The sequence below is a fragment of the Streptomyces sp. NPDC050743 genome, from assembly GCF_044456925.1.
In the GTDB taxonomy this organism is placed as follows: Bacteria; Actinomycetota; Actinomycetes; order Streptomycetales; family Streptomycetaceae; genus Streptomyces.
Genome location: NZ_JBITGJ010000012.1, coordinates 126,804 through 146,253, shown reverse-complemented (window position 1 = coordinate 146,253; position 19,450 = coordinate 126,804). Strand labels below are relative to the sequence as shown.

Annotated in this window: 14 protein-coding genes; 8 read left to right on the top strand and 6 right to left on the bottom strand. The window is 72.3% G+C overall.

All coding sequences use genetic code 11. From position 1 onward, the window contains the following. Positions 1-72: 72 nt before the first annotated feature. Positions 73-429, bottom strand: coding sequence for a DUF6479 family protein (locus ACIBJF_RS15600; RefSeq protein ID WP_399174265.1), 357 nt, complete (start codon positions 427-429; stop codon positions 73-75). Positions 430-555: 126 nt separating this feature from the next. Here ACIBJF_RS15600 and ctaD point away from each other — a divergent pair, with 126 nt between their 5' ends. Together ctaD and ACIBJF_RS15590 are read left to right on the top strand one after the other, a co-directional pair. Continuing rightward, entirely contained in the window at positions 556-2,220 is a 1,665-nt protein-coding gene (ctaD, locus tag ACIBJF_RS15595; protein ID WP_399174232.1) for a cytochrome c oxidase subunit I, read from the top strand. After that, the gene (locus ACIBJF_RS15590) at positions 2,217-2,600 is read left to right on the top strand and encodes a cytochrome c oxidase subunit 4 (protein ID WP_399174231.1); all 384 of its coding nucleotides are present in this window, start codon (positions 2,217-2,219) and stop codon (positions 2,598-2,600) included. The genes ctaD and ACIBJF_RS15590 overlap by 4 nt, the downstream gene beginning before the upstream one ends. Here ACIBJF_RS15590 and ACIBJF_RS15585 read toward each other — a convergent pair. The 3 genes from ACIBJF_RS15585 to ACIBJF_RS15575 all read right to left on the bottom strand — a co-directional run bounded on the left by ACIBJF_RS15585 (position 2,536) and on the right by ACIBJF_RS15575 (position 7,305). Then, on the bottom strand, positions 2,536-4,029 hold the full coding sequence (locus tag ACIBJF_RS15585; RefSeq protein ID WP_399174230.1) for a cytochrome bc complex cytochrome b subunit: 1,494 nt from the start codon (positions 4,027-4,029) through the stop codon (positions 2,536-2,538). The genes ACIBJF_RS15590 and ACIBJF_RS15585 overlap by 65 nt on opposite strands. Continuing rightward, positions 4,026-4,301, bottom strand: a complete 276-nt coding sequence (locus ACIBJF_RS15580; protein WP_399174229.1) for a hypothetical protein — start codon at positions 4,299-4,301, stop codon at positions 4,026-4,028. Before ACIBJF_RS15580 ends, ACIBJF_RS15585 begins: the two co-directional genes overlap by 4 nt. 544 nt (positions 4,302-4,845) lie before the next feature. Continuing rightward, entirely contained in the window at positions 4,846-7,305 is a 2,460-nt protein-coding gene (locus tag ACIBJF_RS15575) for a SpoIIE family protein phosphatase (RefSeq protein WP_399174228.1), read from the bottom strand. Positions 7,306-7,502: 197 nt separating this feature from the next. Between ACIBJF_RS15575 and ACIBJF_RS15570 the strand changes: the two genes are divergently transcribed. After that, positions 7,503-9,647 carry a SpoIIE family protein phosphatase gene (locus tag ACIBJF_RS15570; protein WP_399174227.1) on the top strand — a complete coding sequence of 715 codons (2,145 nt, stop codon included), beginning with the start codon at positions 7,503-7,505 and terminating at the stop codon, positions 9,645-9,647. Positions 9,648-9,767: 120 nt separating this feature from the next. Here the strand turns inward: ACIBJF_RS15570 and ACIBJF_RS15565 are convergent, their stop codons facing one another. Beyond that, positions 9,768-11,159 carry a S1 family peptidase gene (locus ACIBJF_RS15565; RefSeq protein WP_399174226.1) on the bottom strand — a complete coding sequence of 464 codons (1,392 nt, stop codon included), beginning with the start codon at positions 11,157-11,159 and terminating at the stop codon, positions 9,768-9,770. A gap of 184 nt (positions 11,160-11,343) precedes the next feature. On the opposite strand from ACIBJF_RS15565, the gene ACIBJF_RS15560 reads away from it, so the two are divergent. From ACIBJF_RS15560 to ACIBJF_RS15540, 5 genes are all read left to right on the top strand, one after another. Continuing rightward, positions 11,344-11,757: a PaaI family thioesterase gene (locus ACIBJF_RS15560; protein WP_399174225.1), complete on the top strand. Its 414-nt coding sequence runs from the start codon at positions 11,344-11,346 to the stop codon at positions 11,755-11,757. A 455-nt stretch (positions 11,758-12,212) separates the two neighbouring features. Next, positions 12,213-12,428, top strand: a complete 216-nt coding sequence (locus tag ACIBJF_RS15555) for a type A2 lantipeptide (RefSeq protein ID WP_399174224.1) — start codon at positions 12,213-12,215, stop codon at positions 12,426-12,428. 99 nt (positions 12,429-12,527) lie between these two features. Beyond that, positions 12,528-13,334 carry an HlyD family efflux transporter periplasmic adaptor subunit gene (locus ACIBJF_RS15550; RefSeq protein ID WP_399174223.1) on the top strand — a complete coding sequence of 269 codons (807 nt, stop codon included), beginning with the start codon at positions 12,528-12,530 and terminating at the stop codon, positions 13,332-13,334. Beyond that, positions 13,331-15,553: an NHLP family bacteriocin export ABC transporter peptidase/permease/ATPase subunit gene (locus tag ACIBJF_RS15545; RefSeq protein WP_399174221.1), complete on the top strand. Its 2,223-nt coding sequence runs from the start codon at positions 13,331-13,333 to the stop codon at positions 15,551-15,553. Before ACIBJF_RS15550 ends, ACIBJF_RS15545 begins: the two co-directional genes overlap by 4 nt. A 1-nt stretch (position 15,554) precedes the next feature. Further along, a complete protein-coding gene (locus tag ACIBJF_RS15540; protein ID WP_399174219.1) occupies positions 15,555-18,371 on the top strand; it encodes an NHLP bacteriocin export ABC transporter permease/ATPase subunit in 2,817 nt (938 codons plus the stop codon). A gap of 27 nt (positions 18,372-18,398) precedes the next feature. On the opposite strand, the gene ACIBJF_RS15535 is transcribed toward ACIBJF_RS15540, so the two are convergent. Continuing rightward, the gene (locus ACIBJF_RS15535) at positions 18,399-19,229 is read right to left on the bottom strand and encodes a ribonuclease BN (protein ID WP_399174218.1); all 831 of its coding nucleotides are present in this window, start codon (positions 19,227-19,229) and stop codon (positions 18,399-18,401) included. Positions 19,230-19,450: the final 221 nt, after the last annotated feature.

The following is a 19,450-nucleotide window of genomic DNA, read 5'->3' as shown; positions in this document are numbered from 1 at the left end:
GTCGGTCCAGGCCGGCCTGTGTGCGAGAGATTTCCGGGTCCCCGCGCCGGTGCGCCCGCAAACGCGCACGGGTCAGGTCCGGCCGCCGCCCCCGCCGCCGAAGGATCCGCTGGAACCGGGCGACCAGCGCGGACGGCGCTGGTCGTCGGCGCGCCGGGAGCGGACGTTGCCGACCTGGTACGGCGTGAGCCGTTCGCTGTCGTCCGCGGCGCGGGGCACCTCGTCCGGTTCGCGCATCTCACGGATCTCGTGGACGGGTCCGGACGGCGGCATCCGGGGCTGCTCGTCGGGTCGCGGCGGGGCCGGTTCGCGCCGGCGCACCTGGTAACCGAGCCGGAAGGCCCACAGCAGTCCGGCGACGCAGGCGACCCCGGCGAGCAGGATGAGGACGTATCCGAACACCTGGGCGCCCGGAGCGGCTGTGTACATGGCGGAGTTCATGGCCGTCGGGTACCCGGCCGAGCGGCGGATACGACCCCGGCCGTGAGGGCGTGGCGCACGGGAGCCCCCAGGTCACGGGGAGTAGCGTCAACCGGGATGACGGAACTACCGGAAATGTCGGACACCCACGAGGTCGTCGCGCGCTACACCGCGCCCGCCCCGCGGCCCGGCCGGACCCTGCTGCGCTGGGCCTCCACCGCCGACCACAAGGTGATCGGCCGGCTCTACATGGTCACGGCGTTCTGTTTCTTCCTGCTCGCCGGACTGCTCGCCCTGGGCATGCGCGCGGAACTCGCCCGGCCGGGTCTGCAGTTCCTGAGCCAGCACGGCTACAACCAGTTCTTCACTGTGCACGGCACGATCATGATGCTGCTGTTCGCGACCCCGATGTTCGCGGGGTTCGCCAACGCCGTGATGCCGCTGCAGATCGGCGCGCCCGACCTGGCCTTCCCACGGCTGAACGCGCTGTCGTACTGGATGTACCTGTTCGGCGGCCTGATGGTGGTCTCCGGCTTTCTGGTGCCGGGCGGGGCGGCGCCGTTCGGCTGGTTCGCCTACGCGCCGCTGAACAGCGCCTACTTCTCCCCCGGCGCGGGCGGTGACCTGTGGGCGATGGGGCTGGTGGTCTCGGGTGTGTCGACGACGCTCACCGCCGTGAACTTCATCGCCACGATCCTGTGCCTGCGCGCACCGGGCATGACGATGTTCCGGATGCCGATGTTCACCTGGAACGTGCTCTTCACCTCGATCCTGATCCTGCCCGCGTTCCCGGTGCTCACGGCGGCGCTGCTCGCGCTGGAGGCGGACCGCAAGTTCGGGGCGCACGTCTTCGACGCGGCGGACGGGGGCGCGCTGCTGTGGCAGCACCTCTTCTGGTTCTTCGGGCATCCCGAGGTCTACATCGTGGCGCTGCCGTTCTTCGGGATCATTTCGGAGATCATCCCGGTGTTCTCCCGCAAGCCGCTGTTCGGCTATCTGCCGATGATCGGGGCCACGATCGCGATCACCATGCTGTCGGCGGTGGTGTGGGCGCACCACATGTTCGCCACCGGCGCGGTGCTGCTGCCGTTCTTCTCCATCATGTCGTTCCTGATCGCGGTGCCCACGGGCATCAAGTTCTTCGCGTGGATCGGCACGATGACGAACGGCTCGGTGTCGTTCGAGACGCCGATGCTGTGGTCGATGGGCTTTCTGGTGTCGTTCCTGCTCGGCGGGCTGAGCGGGGTGCTGATCGCCTCGCCGCCGCTGGACTTCCATCTGACCGACAGCTACTTCATCGTGGCCCATCTGCACTATGTGCTGTTCGGCACGGTGGTGTTCGCGATGTTCGCCGGCTTCTACTTCTGGTGGCCCAAGTTCACCGGCAAGATGCTGGACGAGCGGCTCGGCAAGGTGCACTTCTGGCTGCTGTTCCCGGCGTTCCAGCTGACCTTCCTGGTGCAGCACTGGCTCGGCGAGGCCGGCATGCCCCGCCGGTACGCGGACTATCTGCCCGAGGACGGCTTCACGCTGCTCAACTCCCTGTCGTCGGCGGGCGCGTTCCTGCTGGGCGTCTCCACACTGCCGTTCCTCTACAACGTGTGGCGCACCGCCGCCAAGGGCGAGAAGGTCACCCTGGACGACCCGTGGGGCTGGGGGCGCGGCCTGGAATGGGCGACGTCCTGTCCGCCGCCCCGGCACAACTTCGTGGCGCTGCCCCGGATCCGCTCCGAGTCCCCGGCGTTCGACCTGCACCATCCGGAGATCGAGAGCCCGGCCGGAGAGGAGCGCGCGCGATGAAGGCCGAGGCGATGCTGTTCGGCGGGGTCGCGGCCTTCTTCGGCGGATCGGCGGCGCTGTACGGGGTGTGGTCGCAGGACGAGACGGGCACGGCGGTGCTGGTCGTGGCCTGCGCGATGGCCGCACTCGTGGCGTTCTTCTGCCTCATCCAGTACCGGCGCCGGGGCACCCGGGCGCAGGACCGCACGGCGGCGGAAGTGGCCGACGGGGCCGGGCCGGTGGCGTTCTTCCCCGACGAGAGCCTGTGGCCGATCGTCACCGCGCTGGGTTTCGCGCTGACGGCGACCGGCGTGGTCTTCGGCTTGTGGCTGTTCCTCATCGGTCTGGGCGTTCTGGCGCGTGGGGTGTTCGGGATGGTGTACCAGTACGCGCACCGGTGAGGGGTCTGTGCGGGGCACCGGGCCGGAACGTCTGCGCGGGCTCGTGGTCGGTCTCGTAGCCGCCGGTGACGCTCTGCCGGATCTCGCCGGTGGGCACGCCCTCGGCCAGCCGCTCGTTCTCGGCCGCCGTCAGGGCCCGGCACAGCCACCGGGTGACCAGGAAGGCGAGGACCGGCGCCACGACGAAGGCGACGCGCAGCACCCAGGTGATGGCGTTGACGGAGACGTGGAAGGTCTGGGCGATGACGTCGTTGCCGCCGGCCAGCAGCAGCACGCCGTACCAGACCGTGCCCGCCACGCCGAGGCCGGTGCGCACCGGCCGCTCGCGGGGCCGGTCGCACAGGTGGCGCTCGGCCCACCACTCCCCCGTCAGCCGCTGTTCCACGAACGGATAGGCGTACAGGACGGCGAACAGCAGGCCGGGCAGGACGACCGCGGGAAGCAGGACGTTCCACATGAGGGTGTGTCCCGCGATGTTCGTCTCCCACGGCGGGACCAGCCGCAGGGCGCCCTCCAGGAAGCCGACGTACCAGTCGGGCTGGGAGGCGGTGGAGACCTGGTCGGGGCGGTAGGGGCCGTAGTTCCACACCGGGTTGATCTGGGCGATGCCAGCCAGGAGCACCAGCACGCCGGCGACGATGACGGCCAGGCCGCCGGAGGAGCCGGTGAACTGCGGGAAGAACGGCTTGCCGACGGCGTTGCGCTGGGTGTGGCCCGGTCCGCGCCACTGGGTGTGCTTGAGATACACCACCAGCATCAGGTGCACGGCGACCAGCGCGAGGAGGGCACCCGGGAGCAGCAGGATGTGCACCGGATACAGGCGGGTGATGATGTCGTGGGCCGGGTACTGGCCGCCGAAGACGAAGAACGCCACGTACGTGCCGACGACCGGGATCGACAGCATGATGCCCTGCGCGATGCGCAATCCGGTGCCGGAGAGCAGGTCGTCGGGGAGCGAGTAGCCGGCGAAGCCCTCGGCGAGCGAGAGCGCGAACAGGGTCACGCCGATCACCCAGTTCAGCTCCCGCGGCTGGCGGAAGGCGCCGGTGAAGAAGATCCGCAGCAGGTGCGCGCCGATCGCCGCGACGAAGACCAGCGCGGCCCAGTGGTGGGTCTGCCGCATCAGCAGTCCGCCGCGCACGTCGAAGCTGATGTGCAGGGTGGAGTCGAAGGCGACCGACATGCGCACTCCCCGCAGCGGCGCATAGGGGCCCGTGTAGACGACCTCGCGCATCTCCGGCTGGAAGAACAGGGTGAGCCAGATCCCGGTCACGATCAGCACCAGGAGGCTGTACAGGGCGAGTTCGCCGAGCAGGAAGGACCAGTGGTCGGGGAACGCCTTGCGCAGCAGCGGGCCGCCCTCGATGACGGGCAGCCGGGCGTCCGCTGCGTCGACGAGCCGCTCGGTGCGGCGGCCGGCACGGTTCATGCGTCCTCGGGCTCCGCCGCCGCGCGGGCCACCTCGGCCTCCACCTCGGGACGCGGCCGGCCCGTCTCCTTGGCGAACTCGCTCAGCGCGGTCTGCACGTCCCGGTCCAGGTCCCGCCAGGCCCGCAGCGCGGTCTCGTACGTGCCCGACTGGGCGCCGGTCATCCGCCGCTCGGCCGGCGGGCCGTAGGCGTCCCGCAGTTCGTCGACCGTGGCGTGGGCCGCGTCGGCCGCGCGCTGCTTCTGCACGAGTTCGTCGAAGGTGTGAGCCACACCAATCGACCCTAGGCACCCCTTCCCCGATGCGCCTCCCCAATCCTCCCCAACCTACCGAAACGCACCCGTGTGGCGGTCAGCGGCCGGGGGCGGGGGTCAACCGACGGGGAGGAGCGAGCAGGGGACGAGCCAGCGGGCCGGCAATCGACGGCCATCGGACGGGGGCGGGCGGTCGCGATCATCCACCCAGAACGGGTCCAGGGGTCGGCCGTCGGCGGACGGGCAGAGCGTCGGCGGCGGATTGGCGACAGGGAGGGCATGACCGTGGCTGCTCAGCAGCCGAGGACAGGGCTGACCCGGGACAGCTGGCGCCCGGGCGAGCCTGGGCGGCGACGAGCCATCCGGACGAGACCCGCGGCGGCAAACAGCCCGCCAGTGCGCGATCCGCAGCGGCGATCGGCCAGCCTCCCAAGTAGAAACCGGCCACCACAGCCAGCCGCCAGGTACGAGACCGGCCACCACAGCCGGCCGCCCAGCACCGACCCGCCGCCGCAGCAGCCCCTCACCACTTCCGCGCCCACCACGACGCGACCACCGCCCGTCAGTCCCTGGGTACGAGGTCCGCCCAGACCTGTTTGCCGCCGCTGACCGGGAGTGTCCCCCAGGCCACCGAGACCGCCTCGACCAGGAGGATGCCCCGGCCGCCGGTGGCCTCCCAGCCGATGCTCGTGGGCTTGACGGGGCTGCGCGGGGAGGCGTCGGCGACGGCCAGTCGCAGCCGGTGGTTGATCAGGCTCATGTCGAGGCGGACCTGGCCGTTGGTGTGCACGAGGGCGTTGGTGACGAGTTCGGAGACCACCAGCAGGGCCGTGTCCAGCGTGTCCGGCGAGACGCCCCAGCCGCGCAGGGTGCGCCGGGTGAAACGGCGGGCGTGCCGGACCGCCTCCGGTACCCGCCACACCGTCCAGCTCTCCCGCAGCGGGCGTACGGCCATGCCGTCGTAGCGCATCAGCAGCAGGGCGACGTCGTCGCCGCGGTGGGCGCCGGTGAGCAGCGCGTCGGCGACCAGCCCGAGATGCTCGGGGTCGGCGGCGGCCAGCTGGGCGGCGAGCCGGTCCATGCCGACGTCGATGTCGGCGCCGGGCGACTCCACGAGGCCGTCGGTGGTCAGCGCGATCACGGTGCCGGGCTGCAGCCGCAGCGGGGTCATCGGGAAATCGGCCTGCCCCAGCACACCCAGCGGCGGCCCGCCCTCGGCCCGCATGATCTCGGCGGTGCCGTCCGGGTGCCGCAGCACGGGCTGGAGATGGCCGGCGCGCACGCACCAGGCGGTGCCCTGCTCCATGTCGACGTCGACGTAGGCGCAGGTGGCGAACAGGTCGGTCTCCATGTCCAGCAGGAGGCGGTTGGCGTGCGCGACGACCACGTCGGGCGCGTGCCCCTCGGCGGCGTAGGCGCGCAGTGCGGTGCGCATCTGGCCCATCAGCGTGGCGGCGCCCGCGTTGTGGCCCTGGACGTCACCGATGACGAGCGCCACGTGGTTGTCCGCCAGCGGGATCACGTCGTACCAGTCGCCGCCGACCTCCAGGCCGGCGGTGGTGGGCAGGTACCGGGCGACGGCGACCGCGCCGGGCAGCCGGGGCAGCCGGCGCGGCAGCAGGGTGCGCTGGAGCATGCCGACGAGTTCGTGTTCGGCGTCGAAGGCGTGGGCGCGCAGCAGCGCCTGCCCGGCGAGGCCCGCGCAGGCGGTGAGCAGGGCCCGTTCGTCGGGGCTGAAGTGGTGCGGGCGGTCCCAGCCGATCAGGCAGGCGCCGGCCATGCGGCCGCCGGCGGGCAGCGGCAGCACCGCCAGGCCGCCGGGGCCGACCTCGGCGAGGGCGGGTTCCAGCGGACTGCCGGCGGGCCAGATCCGGGAGCGGCCCTCGCGCAGCGCGGCGGCCAGGGTGGGCATGGCGCGCACCGGCGCGTCGGGCCATTCGGTGCGCCATTCGGTGCGCCAGACCTCCGGCCAGGACTCGGGTTCGGGCGGGTCGAGGACGGTGACGACGAGCCGGTCGTTCTCCAGTTCGGCGAGCGCGAGCCGGTCGGCCCGCAGCGGCCCGCGCAGGGCGGCGACGACGGCCTTGCCGACGTCCTTGACGGTGGTGGCGGTGGCGAGGGCGGCGGCCAGGCGCTGGACCCGGGCCACGTCGGTGACGTCGGAGCGCAGGGTGGAGGCGTCGGCGACGGTGCCGACGAGCCGGGCGGAGCGGCCCTCGCCGGCGGGCAGCTGCCGGCCGCGCAGCCGCAGCCACTTGGGCGGTCCGGAGGGCTGCAGGATGCGGAACTCCAGCTCGCGGTCGCCGATGGACATGTGGTCGGCCTCGACCACGGACATCAGCGCGGGCAGGTCCTCGGGGACGGTGAGTCCCAGCAGGGTCTCGACGCGGCCGTCGAAGGCGTCCCGGGCGAGCCCGAACAGCCGCAGGATCTCGTCGCCGACCTCGATCCGGCCCGTGTCCATGGCGAGGCTGAAGGCGTCCGGCGACAACTCGCCGCCCTCGTCGGCGGGCGCGGACGGGTGGGGTACGGCGATGGCGCGGACGACCAGCTCCAGGCAGGCGCGGTCGTCGGGCCCGAAGCCGCCGGGGTGCTCGCTGACGGCCAGCAGACAGCCGCCGCCCGCCCCGCCCAGGGGCAGGGCGGCCACGGAGAAGTCCGCGGACGGGGTACGCCGTGCCTCGGCGCAGCCGGCGAGCTGTTCGGGGCCGAGCCAGAGCGGATTTCCGGTGCGGTGGGCCTCGGCGACCGGGGAACCGCCGGCGGCCGCATAGCCGTCGCGCAGCCCGTACAGGGTGCGCGGCAGGCCGGCCGACTCGGCGAGGAGCAGCTGGGCCGGGTCGCCTCCGGGCGTGTAGACCCCGGCGAAGGCCGCCCCGGCGAACACCAGCGCCTGTTCGAGGACCCTCCGGAGCCGGTCCGGCGTGGCGGGTGCCGCGGCGAGCGTGTCCAGGGCGGCTTCGGCACGCTCCGTTCTCGTTCTGCTGATCGCAGCGCCCTCGCTCCTCACCACGTTCGCCATTACAGCGCGTGTGGGGCTCCTGCGCAGCCCCTGTGAAGGCTCGGAGCCGTGACGAGCCCGTTCACTTGAATGCCGCCCAGCCGAAAGGCGCCCCCCACCGGAGGGCCCCCGGCGCGCGGCCGGGGTTTTCGCCGTGCGCGGCGCGCGCCCGCGAGGGAGTGTGGTGCCCAGGATGCGCGACGCGGCCGGGCAAGGAGGTGGTCGGCGTGTCCGACGTGCCGGGACCGGCCCCGGCGGCCGACGGGGCACCGGCCGCCCATCCGGTGCTGTCGCTTGCCCTGGTCTCGATGATGCAGGAGGTGCACGCGCATTCCGGCGGGGTCTACCTGCTCAGGCCCGACGAGCCGGTCCTGGAGTTGGCGGTGCACGCGGGCATGCCCCGGGCGTTCGCGGCGCCGTGGGAGCGGGTCGGGCTGTCCGCGCCGATCCCGGTCGCCGACGCGGTGCACGACCGGCGGCTGGTGTGGGTGGGCGGCGAGGAGCAGATGGCCGGCTGCTATCCGCGCATCGCGGTGGTGCTGCCGTACCCGTTCGCACTGGCCGCGCTGCCCGTGGCGACCGAGCACCAGGTGTACGGCGCGGTGTTCGTGACCTGGCCCGGGGCCCATCCGCCGGAGCTGTCCGACTGGGAGCGGGACCATCTGTGGGCGGCCTGCGAGCGGCTGGCGGTGCGGCTGGAGCGGGCCGCGCGGGAGGGCCGGCCGCTCGACCACGGGGCCGAAGTGCTGTCGGAGCCGGCGTCGGCCGTGGCGGACACGCTGGGCTCGGTGGAGGCGACGCGGATGGTGTCCCGGCTGCCGTACGGGCTGGTGTCGCTGGATCTGCACGGCCGGATCGGGTTCCTCAACACGGCCGCCGCCGAGCTGCTCGGCAGACCGGCCGGGGAGCTGCTGGGCACGCCGCTGTGGGGGTCGGTGCCCTGGCTGAACGATCCGATGTACGAGGACCGTTACCGGGGGGCGCTGCTCAGCCAGCAGGTGATGTCGTTCACGGCGCTGCGCCCGCCGGGCGAGTGGCTGTCGTTCCGGATGTATCCGAGCACCACGGGACTGAGCGTGCGGATCAGCCGGGCCAGGGCGGTGGCGGAGATGGCGCGCGGGCCGGCGCGCAAGGACGCGCCGCCGCCCCGGCTGGTGACGATCTCCCAGGTGCTGAGCTTCGCGGGCGCACTGACCGAGGCGGTCGGGGTGCAGGACGTGGTGCAGCTGGTCTGGGACGAGGTGGCGCCGGCGGTCGGCAGCCAGGCGATGGTGATCCTCGGCTCGCGGGGCGGGCGGCTGCACGTGCTGGGACACCGCGGGTACCCGGATCCGCACACCGTGGAGCGGTTCCACGGGCTGCCGCTCACCGAGCGGACCCCGGGCACCCACGCGCTGAACAGCGGGGTGCCCGCGTTCTTCGACTCCCGGGAGCAGCTGGAGCGGCTGTATCCGGGCCGGCACGCGACCCCGGACGGCTTCGCGGCCTGGGCGTATCTGCCGCTGATCGCGTCTGGGCGGCCGGTGGGCACGTGTGTGCTGGCGTACGCCGAGCCGCATGTCTTCCCGGCCGACGAGCGGGCCGTACTGACGTCCCTGGGCGGACTGATCGCGCAGGCGCTGGAGCGGGCCCTGCTCTACGACGCCAAGCACCGGCTCGCGCACGGGCTCCAGCAGGCCCTGCTGCCGAACTCGCTGGCGCCGCCGCCCGGCATCGAGGCGGCCGCCCGCTACCTGCCGGCCACCCACGGCATGGAGATCGGCGGCGACTTCTACGACTTGGTGCCCACGCTGCCGCTCACGGCCGCGGTGATCGGGGACGTCCAGGGACACAACGTGACCGCGGCGGGCCTGATGGGGCAGATCCGCACCGGGGTGCGGGCGTACACCACGGTCGGGCAGGCCCCGCACGAGGTCATGAGCAGCACCAACCGGCTGCTGATCGACCTCGGCACCGAGCTGTTCGCCAGCTGCCTGTATCTGCGGCTGGACCCGGCGCGCGGACAGGCCGTCATGGCGCGGGCGGGGCATCCGCCGCCGCTGCTGAGACGGCCGGACGGGCAGGTGCGGGTGCTGGACCTGGCCGGTGGCCCGTTGCTCGGGATCGACCCGGACGCGGTGTATCCGACGACCGAGGTGTCCCTGGCTCCCGGTTCGGTGCTCGTCCTGTACACCGATGGTCTGGTGGAGACACCCGGTACGGACATCGAGGAGGCGCTGATCGGCCTCGCCGCGCTGCTGTCGGAGAGCGGCGACGACCCGCTGGAGCGGCTCGCGGACGAGGTGATCCGGCACAGCGCGGCGGCGCGCGAGCGGTCGGACGACGTGGCGGTGCTGCTGCTTCGGGCGTGTGAGGGCCCCTGACGGCATGCGACGGTCCGGCCCTCCACGGAAGGGCCGGACCGTTCCCCGCCAGCCGGAACCGCAGGTGAGGCCGGCGGGGAGATGGGGACGGGGCGGCTCGCGGCACTCCCCGCGGAGCGGTCAGCGCGTGCTGGTCAGGGACGACCCGTCGTCCGCGGATCCGGAACCGGTACCGGGCTGGTCGCCGGCCGAGGCGGACGGGTCGGCGGAGCCGCCGGTCTGGTCGCCGCCCGCACCGGACTGGTCACCGGCGCCGGACTGGTCGCCCGCCGAGGCCGACGGGTCGGCGGAGCCGCCGGTCTGGTCGCCGCCCGCACTGGACTGGTCGCCCGCGCCGTTGCCGGCGCCGCCACCGTTGCCCAGCGTCGCGCCGGTGGCCTGCAGGGCGGCGGTGACCGGCTGGAAGAAGGTCTCGCCGCCGCTGGTGCAGTCGCCGCTGCCGCCGGAGGTGAGGCCGACCGCGCCGCCGTCCTGGGTGAACAGGGAGCCTCCGCTGTCGCCGGGCTCGGCGCAGACGTCGGTCTGGATGAGGCCGTTGACGGTGTCGACGCCGTTCGGGTCGGTCTCGCTCTGGAAGTTGACGGTGGCGTCGAGCCCGGTGACCTGGCCGTCGTGCAGACCGGTGGTGGAGCCCATGCGGAACACGGTCTCGCCGACGGTGGCGTCGGCGGCCTGGGTGATCTGGACGGTCTGGCCGTTGCCGGTGTTGACCTCGCTGGGCGCCTGCGTGGCCGGGTCGTTGTACTTGACGAGCGAGAAGTCGTTGCCGGGGAACGTGGCCTGGTCCACGGTGGCGATGGGCTGGCCGTTCTGCGAGTCGGACCAGTCCTTGGCGGCGACTCCGCAGTGACCGGCCGTCAGGAAGGCGGGGCTGCCGTCGGAGGCGGTGACGTTGAAGCCGAGGGAGCAGCGGACGCCGCCGCCCTGCACCTGGGAGAAGATGGCGTCGCCGCCCGAGACGAAGGTCTTGAACGTGCCGGCGGACTTCTTCAGCGTCGCCATGCCGGAGCCGAGGCTCCGCACGGTCGACTGCAGTCTGTCCCACTTGGCGCCGGTGACGGTGGAGTCGGCGGTGACCAGAACCTTGTTGGTGCGCGGGTCCACGGCCCAGGAGGTGCCGGGGATCGTCGCCTTGGTCTTCAGCGTGCCGGCGGCGGCCTTGAGGTCGCGCGTGCTGTTCTTCACCTGGCGGACGACCACGCCCGCCTTCTTCGCCTGGACGATGGTGTTGCTGTCGCCGTTGACCACGTTGACGACGAGTTGCTGCTTGCCGCTGTCGTAGTACGACCCGGCGAAGGCGTCACCGAGGATCTTCTGGAGCTGGGCGGCGAGGCCGGAGGCCTGCGTGGCCTTCAGGGTCTTCGCGGTGCCGGTGGTGCCCGACGCCGCGTTGTCGCCGCTCTTGTCCTGCGAGGCGTTGGCATTGGGCAGCAGAAGGGCCGCCGCTCCGAGCGCCGCGACGCCGCCCACCGCTATCGCTGCCTTGCGCTTGGGCATTCGCTTGTGACTCAAACTTCTCGACCTCCTGGGGACGGGGGTCTGCCGCTGACGGGCAGTTCGTATCGGGGCGCCTGGATGGCCGTACGTACGCACCGGCCGTGCGGTGTGTTCAATTCCGTTTCCCAACGGCCGTGCCGGGCGGGCGAATCGGCCAGGCTCCGCGTGTCGCAGGCGGGCGCCGGGAACAATCCCCCATATGACGCTGACCCCCGCCGAAGCCGACAAGATCCTCTCCGCCAACTTCGCGCCCTGGGTGCTCGATCTCGGGCTCGCCGTCGAGGCGGTGGGCGAGGACCGGGCCGTGCTGCGACTGCCCTGGTCCGAGCGGCTGGCCCGGGAGGGCGGGGGGCTGTCGGGGCAGGCGCTGATGGCGGCCGCCGACACGGCGACGGTGATCGCGGTGTCCGCCGCGCGGGGCGGTTTCGTGCCGATGACGACGGTTCAGCAGTCGACGTCGTTCCAGCGGGCGGTGACCGGTGCGGATGTCCGGATCGAAGCGGTCCTGACGAAGCTGGGCCGCCGGATGGCATTCGCGGACATCACGCTCAGCGACGCGGATTCGGGCGCGCTCGCGGCCCGGGCGAGCACGGTGTACGCGATTCTGGGCTGACACGGACTGCTACCGAGCGGTAACGGTCCGTTCCGGGCGCATTGCGGAATCCCTGCTTCAGGGAATCTGCACATTGAATACTCAACCAAGTCACGGACGACGGGGGATCTGCACATTCGCGCGCCCCCGCGCACTCCTTTGGCGAGGAGTGCCGGATTCGCCGTCCGGTGGGCAAGAGACCGGACGCGCCGATGCCGTGCCGCATGTGAAGGAGTCGCCGACGTGGCGTGCGCACGCCTGCACGGATGTACCCCTTCGCGCATCAAGTGCCCTGGTGAGAGCCCTGGTTGATTGGAAGCGCGCCCCGCCTGCGTGCTTTGATCCATCGCACCGCGGGGGTCGCGGCGGGCTCCCGGCGACGGGGGCCCGGCGCCCGCGGTCGCGGCCGTCCGTCTGTCCCCAGAGGGGGGCCGCTCCCCCCTTGTGAAATATCCATTAGGAAGGGAAGTTCCACCATGAACTCCACCCCCCAGGTCGAGACCCTCGAGATCTCGGACGCCGAGCTGGACAACGTTTCCGGCGGTCTGTCCGTGAACACCCTGAACACCGTCACCGGCGCCGTGAACGGCGTTGCCCCGGTTTCCGGCGCGGTCTCCACCGCCGTCGGCACGGTCGAGGGTGTCACCGGCCTGAACGTGCAGCCGGTCACCGACCTGGTCGCCGGTCTCTGATCGCACCTCGTCGCATCGAAGTCCCGGAGCCGTTTCCCGGCTCCGGGGCTCTCGGTTGCCTGAAACACCCGCGTCTCTCCCCAAGGTGAGGGAAGTTCCGTGCAGTTCCGCCAACAGGCCCTCGCCAAGCTCCAGTCGCCGGAAGAGCTGGACCTCCCGGTGCGCCTGGCGCGCCCCCAGGGCTGGCTCGCCCTCGGCGTCACCGTCGTCGTGATGGCGGCCGCCTCCGTGTGGGCGGTGACCGGTTCGGTCGCCTCCACGGTGAGCGCACCGGCCATCCTCACGCACGGGCAGGGCAGTTATCTGCTGCAGAGCCCGGTGTCCGGCCAGGTCACGGCCGTCCTCGCCCGGCAGGGCGAGCGGCTGCCCGCGAACGCCCCGGTCCTCAAGGTCCGTACGAGCCAGGGCGACTCCGTGGTCCGTACGGTCGCCGCGGGCCGTGTCACCACGCTCGCCGCCACCATCGGGCAGATCATCCAGACCGGCACCAACGTCGCCGCCGTGGAGAAGATCGCCCACGCCTCCGACCCGCTGTACGCCACCGTGTACGTGCCCGCCGAGAACGCCGCCGCCATCCCGGCGCACGCCGCCGTCGACCTCACCGTCTCCTCGGTGCCGACGCAGACCTACGGCGTGCTGCACGGCCATGTGAAGTCGGTGGACCGCACCGCGCAGTCCGCCCAGTCGATCTCCGCGTTCCTCGGCGACAGCCAGCTCGGGCAGCAGTTCACCGGCAAAGGCCGCCCGGTGGCCGTACTGGTCGCCCTCGACAAATCCGCCACGACCAAGAGCGGTTACCACTGGTCCACCACCGGCGGGCCGCCGTTCCGGCTCGACTCCATGACGCTCGCCTCCGGTTCGATCAAGCTGGCCGACCAGCGCCCCGTCGATTGGCTCCTTCCGTGACCGCCACGCAGGAAACCCGCGGCCGCAGACGCGCCGCCCCGGCCAAGCGGCCGGTCCCCAAACCCCGTGGCGGCACGGTCCGTACGCCCACCGTGCTCCAGATGGAGGCCGTCGAGTGCGGCGCCGCCTCCCTCGCCATGGTCCTCGGCCACTACGGCCGGCACGTCCCGCTGGAAGAGCTGCGCATCGCCTGCGGCGTCTCCCGCGACGGCTCGCGCGCCTCCAACCTGCTGAAGGCGGCCCGCAGTTACGGACTGACGGCCAAGGGCATGCAGATGGACCTGGCCGCCCTCGCCGAGGTGCAGGCACCGGCCGTCCTGTTCTGGGAGTTCAACCACTACGTCGTCTACGACGGCATGGGCCGCCGCTTCGGCCGGCGCGGCGTGTACATCAACGACCCCGCCAAGGGCCGCCGTTTCGTGCCCATGGAGGAGTTCGACGGCAGCTTCACCGGTGTGGTGCTGGTGATGGAGCCCGGCGACGGCTTCACCAAGGGCGGGCGACGGCCCGGCGTGCTCGGTGCGATGCCGGCCCGGCTGCGCGGCACCGCCGGCACCCTGCCCGCCGCCGTCCTGGCGAGCCTCCTGCTGGTCGCGGTCGGCGCCGCCGTGCCCGCGCTCAGCCGCACCTACATCGACACGTTCCTCATCGGCGGCCAGACCTCCCTGCTGGGCGTGCTGTTCGCCTCGATGGGCACCTGCGTCCTGCTCACCCTGGTGCTGACCTGGCTCCAACAGGCCAACCTGCTGCACGGCCGAATCATCTCCTCCACCCTCTCCAGCGCCCGCTTCCTGCGCCACCTGCTGCGGCTGCCGGTGACGTTCTTCGCCCAGCGCTCCCCCGCCGACCTGGTGCAGCGGCTGCAGTCCAACGACCAGGTCGCCGAGACCCTGGCCCGCGACCTGGCGGCGGCCGGCGTGGACGCGATCGTCGTCGTCCTGTACGCCGTCCTGCTCTACACCTACGACCCGCAGCTGACGTTCGTCGGCATCGGCGTGGCCCTGCTCAACGTGGTCGCCATGCGGCTGGTCGTCCGGCTGCGCGCGACCCGTACGGCGAAGCTGCGCGCGGACACGGCACGGCTGACCAACACGTCGTACACCGGTCTTCAGCTGATCGAGACGATGAAGGCGACCGGCGGTGAGGACGGCTTCTTCCGCAAGTGGGCCGGGCAGCACGCCACCACGCTGGAGGAGCAGCAGCGGCTCGGGGTGCCGAGCGCCTGGCTCGGAGTGGTCGCGCCGACACTCGCCACCTTCAACAGCGCGCTGATCCTGTGGATCGGCGGACTGCGCGCGGTCGAGGGGCACATCTCGGTGGGTCTGCTCGTCGCCTTCCAGGCGCTGGTCACCCGCTTCACCGCTCCCCTCACCCGGCTGAACGGCGTCGCCGGCCGCATCCAGGACTTCGCGGCCGACGTGGCCCGGCTGAAGGACGTGGAGAACTTCCAGGCCGACCCGCTCTACGCCCGCCCCGGCGGCGCCGACTCCACGCGCCGGCTGCACGGGCACGTCGAGCTGGAGAACATCACCTTCGGCTACAGCCCGCTGGACAAACCGCTGCTCAGCGGCTTCGACCTGACCGTGGGACCGGGGCAGCAGGTGGCCCTGGTCGGCGGCTCCGGCAGCGGCAAGTCCACGGTGTCCCGGCTGATCTCGGGCCTGTACGCCCCCTGGGACGGGGTGATCCGCATCGACGGCCGCCGTCTGGAGGACATCCCGCGCGGCGCGCTCGCCGCCTCCGTCTCCTTCGTCGACCAGGACGTGTTCCTCTTCGAAGGCTCGGTCCGCGACAACGTGGCGCTGTGGGACCCGTCGATCCCGGACGAGGCCGTGGTGGAGGCGCTGAAGGACGCGGCCCTGTACGACGTGGTGATGCGCCGGCCGGGTGGTATCCACAGCAAGGTCGAGCAGGACGGGCACAACTTCTCCGGCGGCCAGCGGCAACGGCTCGAAATCGCCCGGGCCCTGGTCCGCAGGCCGAGCATCCTCGTGCTGGACGAGGTGACCAGCGCGCTGGACGCGGAGACCGAGCTGGTCGTGATGGACAACCTGCGCCGGCGCGGCTGTGCCTGCGTGGTGATCGCGCACCGGCTGAGCACGGTCCGCGACAGCGACGAGATCGTCGTGCTCCAGCACGGCACGGTCGTGGAGCGCGGGCGGCACGAGGAGCTGGTGGCGCACGGTGGCGCGTACGCCGCGCTGGTCAGGGAGCGATGAGATGACGACCGTCGGCGAAGGCGACCTCGTGCTCGGTGCGCTGGGGTCCATGGGCACCCGCATCGACTGCGCCGGCTTCAACCGCCTGGACCTGGAGGGCCCGCAGGTGCTGTGGCTGGTCGCGGCCGGCGCCCTGGACCTGTTCGCGGTGGACGCCGTCCAGCAGGGCCACTGGCACCACCTGGGCCGGCTGGAGCCGGGCACGCTGCTGCTCGGCCCGGTCGCCGGACCCCAGCACACCCTGGTGGCCCGCCCGGTCCGGGACTGCGTCGTGCACCGCGTCAACCTGCGCGAGCTGTACCAGCCGGCGAACACCCAGACCTGGTCGTACGACGAGTACGGCAACCCCCAGTACGTGCCGCCCGCCACCAGCCCGCTGGAGTACGCGGTCGCGCTCGGCGTCGGCCGCGGCCTGTCCGTTCTGTTCCAGGCGCCGATGGCGGAGGACCGGGCCGCCACGCCGACCGACGACGACGTGTTCTGGATGCAGGTGCCGCCGGGCAGCGTCCAGTACGGCTCGCTGTACGGCGCGGAGGCCGCCGCCGACCTGCTGATGGACCCGGCGCTGTGGCAGTCCATGGTCGACCAGCAGTACCGGCTGCTGACCGCGCTGGACCGGTGGATCGAGCAACTGGAGCGCACTCACGAGACCCGCACCGCCGCCGGGATCAAGGCCGGCGAGGCGGTGCGCGCCCAGGCCGACCAGACCCTGCTGGCCTCCATCGGCAAGCGCTCGGCCCGCCGGACGACGGCGGCCGACGCCGACGCTGGCTACGCCGCGTGCAAGCTGGTCGCCGAGGCGGCCGGGATCAAGCTCGCCGAGCCGGCGCAGAGCGGTACCGAGAGCGAACGCCTCGACCCCGTCGAACGGGTGGCGCTCGCCTCCCGGGTGCGCGCCCGGGCCGTACGGCTGCAGGGGCGCTGGTGGCGGGAGAACGTGGGCCCGCTGGTCGGGCACCGGGCGCTGTCGGGCGCGCCGGTCGCACTGCTGTGGCGGCGCGGCGGGTATGTGGCCGTGCACCCCGGCACCGGACGCGAGACGCCGATCGAGAAGGCGAACGCGGAGGAGTTCGAGCCGCGCGCGGTGATGTTCTACCGGCCGCTGCCCGACAAGGCGCTGACGCCGTTCGGTCTGCTGCGGTTCAGCCTACGGGGCACCCGCGGCGATCTGCTCGGTCTGCTGCTCGCCGGGCTGGTGACGGTCGCGATCGGCGCGCTGGTGCCGGTCGCGACGGGCAAGGTGCTCGGCGAGTACGTGCCGAGGGCGCAGACGGGCCTGATCGTCCAGGTGTGCCTGGCCGTGATGGTGAGCGGGGTGGTCGCGGCGGCGTTCACGCTGCTGGAGAACCTGTCCATCCTGCGCCTGGAGGGCCGGATCGAGGCGGCGCTCCAGCCGGCCGTCTGGGACCGGCTGCTGCGCCTGCCCACCCGCTTCTTCACCCAGCGCTCCACCGGTGAACTCGCCAGCGCGGCCATGGGCATCAGCGCGATCCGCCGGCTGCTGGCGGGCGTCGGCCCGGTGGTCGCCCAGTCGGTGACCGTCGGCGCGATGAACCTGGGCCTGCTGTTCTGGTACAGCCCGTCGATGGCCCTGGCCGCGCTCGGCATGCTCGTCGTCATCGCCGCCGTGTTCCTGGGGCTCGGGCTGTGGCAGGTGCGCTGGCAGCGGAAGCTGACGGTGCTCGGCAACAAGCTGAACAACCAGGCCTTCCAGACCCTGCGCGGCCTTCCCAAGCTGCGCGTGGCGGCGGCGGAGAACTACGCGTACGCGGCCTGGGCGCGGGAGTTCGCACGCAGCCGGGAGCTGCAGCAGAAGGTCGGCCGGATCAAGAACCTCACCACGGTGCTCGGCGGGATCTATCTGCCGGTGTGCACGCTGCTGATGTTCATGCTGCTGGCGGGCCCGGCGAGGGGCGCGATGTCGGCGGCCGACTTCCTGACCTTCAACACCTCGGTGACGATGGTGCTGACCTCGGTCACCCAGCTGACCGGCTCCTTCGTCTCGGCGGTGGCCGCGCTGCCGCTGTTCGAGGAGATCGAGCCGGTCTTCGAGGCGACCCCCGAGGTGCGGACGTCGAGCACCCGGCCGGGTCCGCTGTCGGGCGCCATCGAGGCCCGCCGGCTGTCCTTCCGGTACGCCGACGACGGCCCGCTCGTCCTGGACGACGTCTCCTTCGCCGTCCGGCCGGGCGAGTTCGTCGCGGTCGTCGGCCCGAGCGGCTGCGGCAAGTCCACCCTGCTCCGGCTCCTCATCGGCTTCGACAAGCCGGTCTCCGGCAGTGTCCTGTACGACGGCCAGGACCTCGCGGCGCTCGACCAGTCGGCCGTGCGCCGCCAGTGCGGGGTCGTGCTCCAGCACGCGCAGCCGTTCACCGGCTCCATCCTGGACGTCATCTGCGGCACCGAGCCGTACACGCCGGAGGAGGCGATGGCGGCGGCCGAGATGGCGGGGCTCGCGGAGGACATCAAGCGGATGCCGATGGGGCTGCACACGATCGTGGGCGGCAACGGCGCGATCTCCGGCGGTCAGCGGCAACGGCTGATGATCGCGCAGGCCCTGATCCGGCGCCCGCGCATCCTGTTCTTCGACGAGGCCACCAGCGCCCTGGACAACGACACCCAGCGGATCGTCATCGACAGCACCCGCAAGCTCAACGCCACCCGCGTCGTCATCGCGCACCGGCTGTCGACGGTCCTGGACGCCGACCGGGTGATCGTGATGGAGGACGGGAAGGTCGTCCAGCAGGGCGCACCGGCGGACCTGCTGGCCGACACCACGGGCCGGCTGCACGAGCTGGTGCGCCGGCAGCTGACGTGACGTCCGCCGCGACCGGCCGGGGGCCGTTCAGTACTTCCCCCGGCGCGGTGTGCACCCCTCCTCCCCCTGGTCGTCGTGGTGCGGCGTCCAGTGGTGTTCGGTGAACCAGCGGCCGAACAGGGCGCCGCCGTAGATGACGAACCCGACGCCGATCAGCCAGGACTCGACCACGAGGACGGTGCCGACCGCGCCGTAGCTGAGCGCGTTGGTGACGATGAGCGGGGTGAAGACGAGGTAGGAGAAGGCGCGCAGGCCCGCCAGGCCGACGACGGTGGCGAGCGCGCCGGGCAGCAGGGAGCGCCAGTTGACCTGGCCGCCCAGCAGGAAGCGCTGCCCCCACCAGAAGAAGGCGATGGCGCTCACCGCGGACAGCGCGATCCGCTGGCCCCCGTGCAGGGCGTCCTTGGTCGCCACCTCCTGGTAGAGGTAGGCGGTGAGCGCCACCAGCCAGGTCGCCTGCCGCCACACCCGGTGCCAGGGGCCGGGAGGCACGCCCCAGATCCGTTCGTAGGCGTTCTGCACGCTGCCGCCGAAGGACACCCCGAAGACGGCCAGCAGGACACCACCCCACACGCTGGTCGTGCCGATGACGTTGCGCGGCGGGCTGATGACGTCGGTGACCACACGGGCGGACCGGCCGGACAGGCCCATGCCGTCGGTGAGCCAGGAGGCGAAACCGCCCCGCACCAGGGGATCGGCGGCGGCGACCACGATCAGCAGGGGCGCCAGCGTCACCAGGGCCAGGGTGGCGAACCCCATGGCCCGGTGCATCAGTTCCAGTTCGCGGCCGCGATCGAGCAGGACCCCGACCCTGAGCCACTCCCAAGCGCGGTGCAGGCCGCGCCGCCACCGCCTCACGGCTCCTCCCGTGCTCGCCGCCCACACGCTGTCCTGAGCCGATTCATCCACCCCGCGGCGCTCCGGGCAACTCGCGTCGCCGTCGTGTCGCGCGTCCGCGGTCCGGCGACACGGCGGCGGAGTGACCGGTTTGCGGGCGGCGCCCACCGGAGAATCGGACCCCGTGCGTACTCCTGCCGAGGTGCCCTCCACGGACGCGTCCCCGCCGAGCGGCCGGCGGC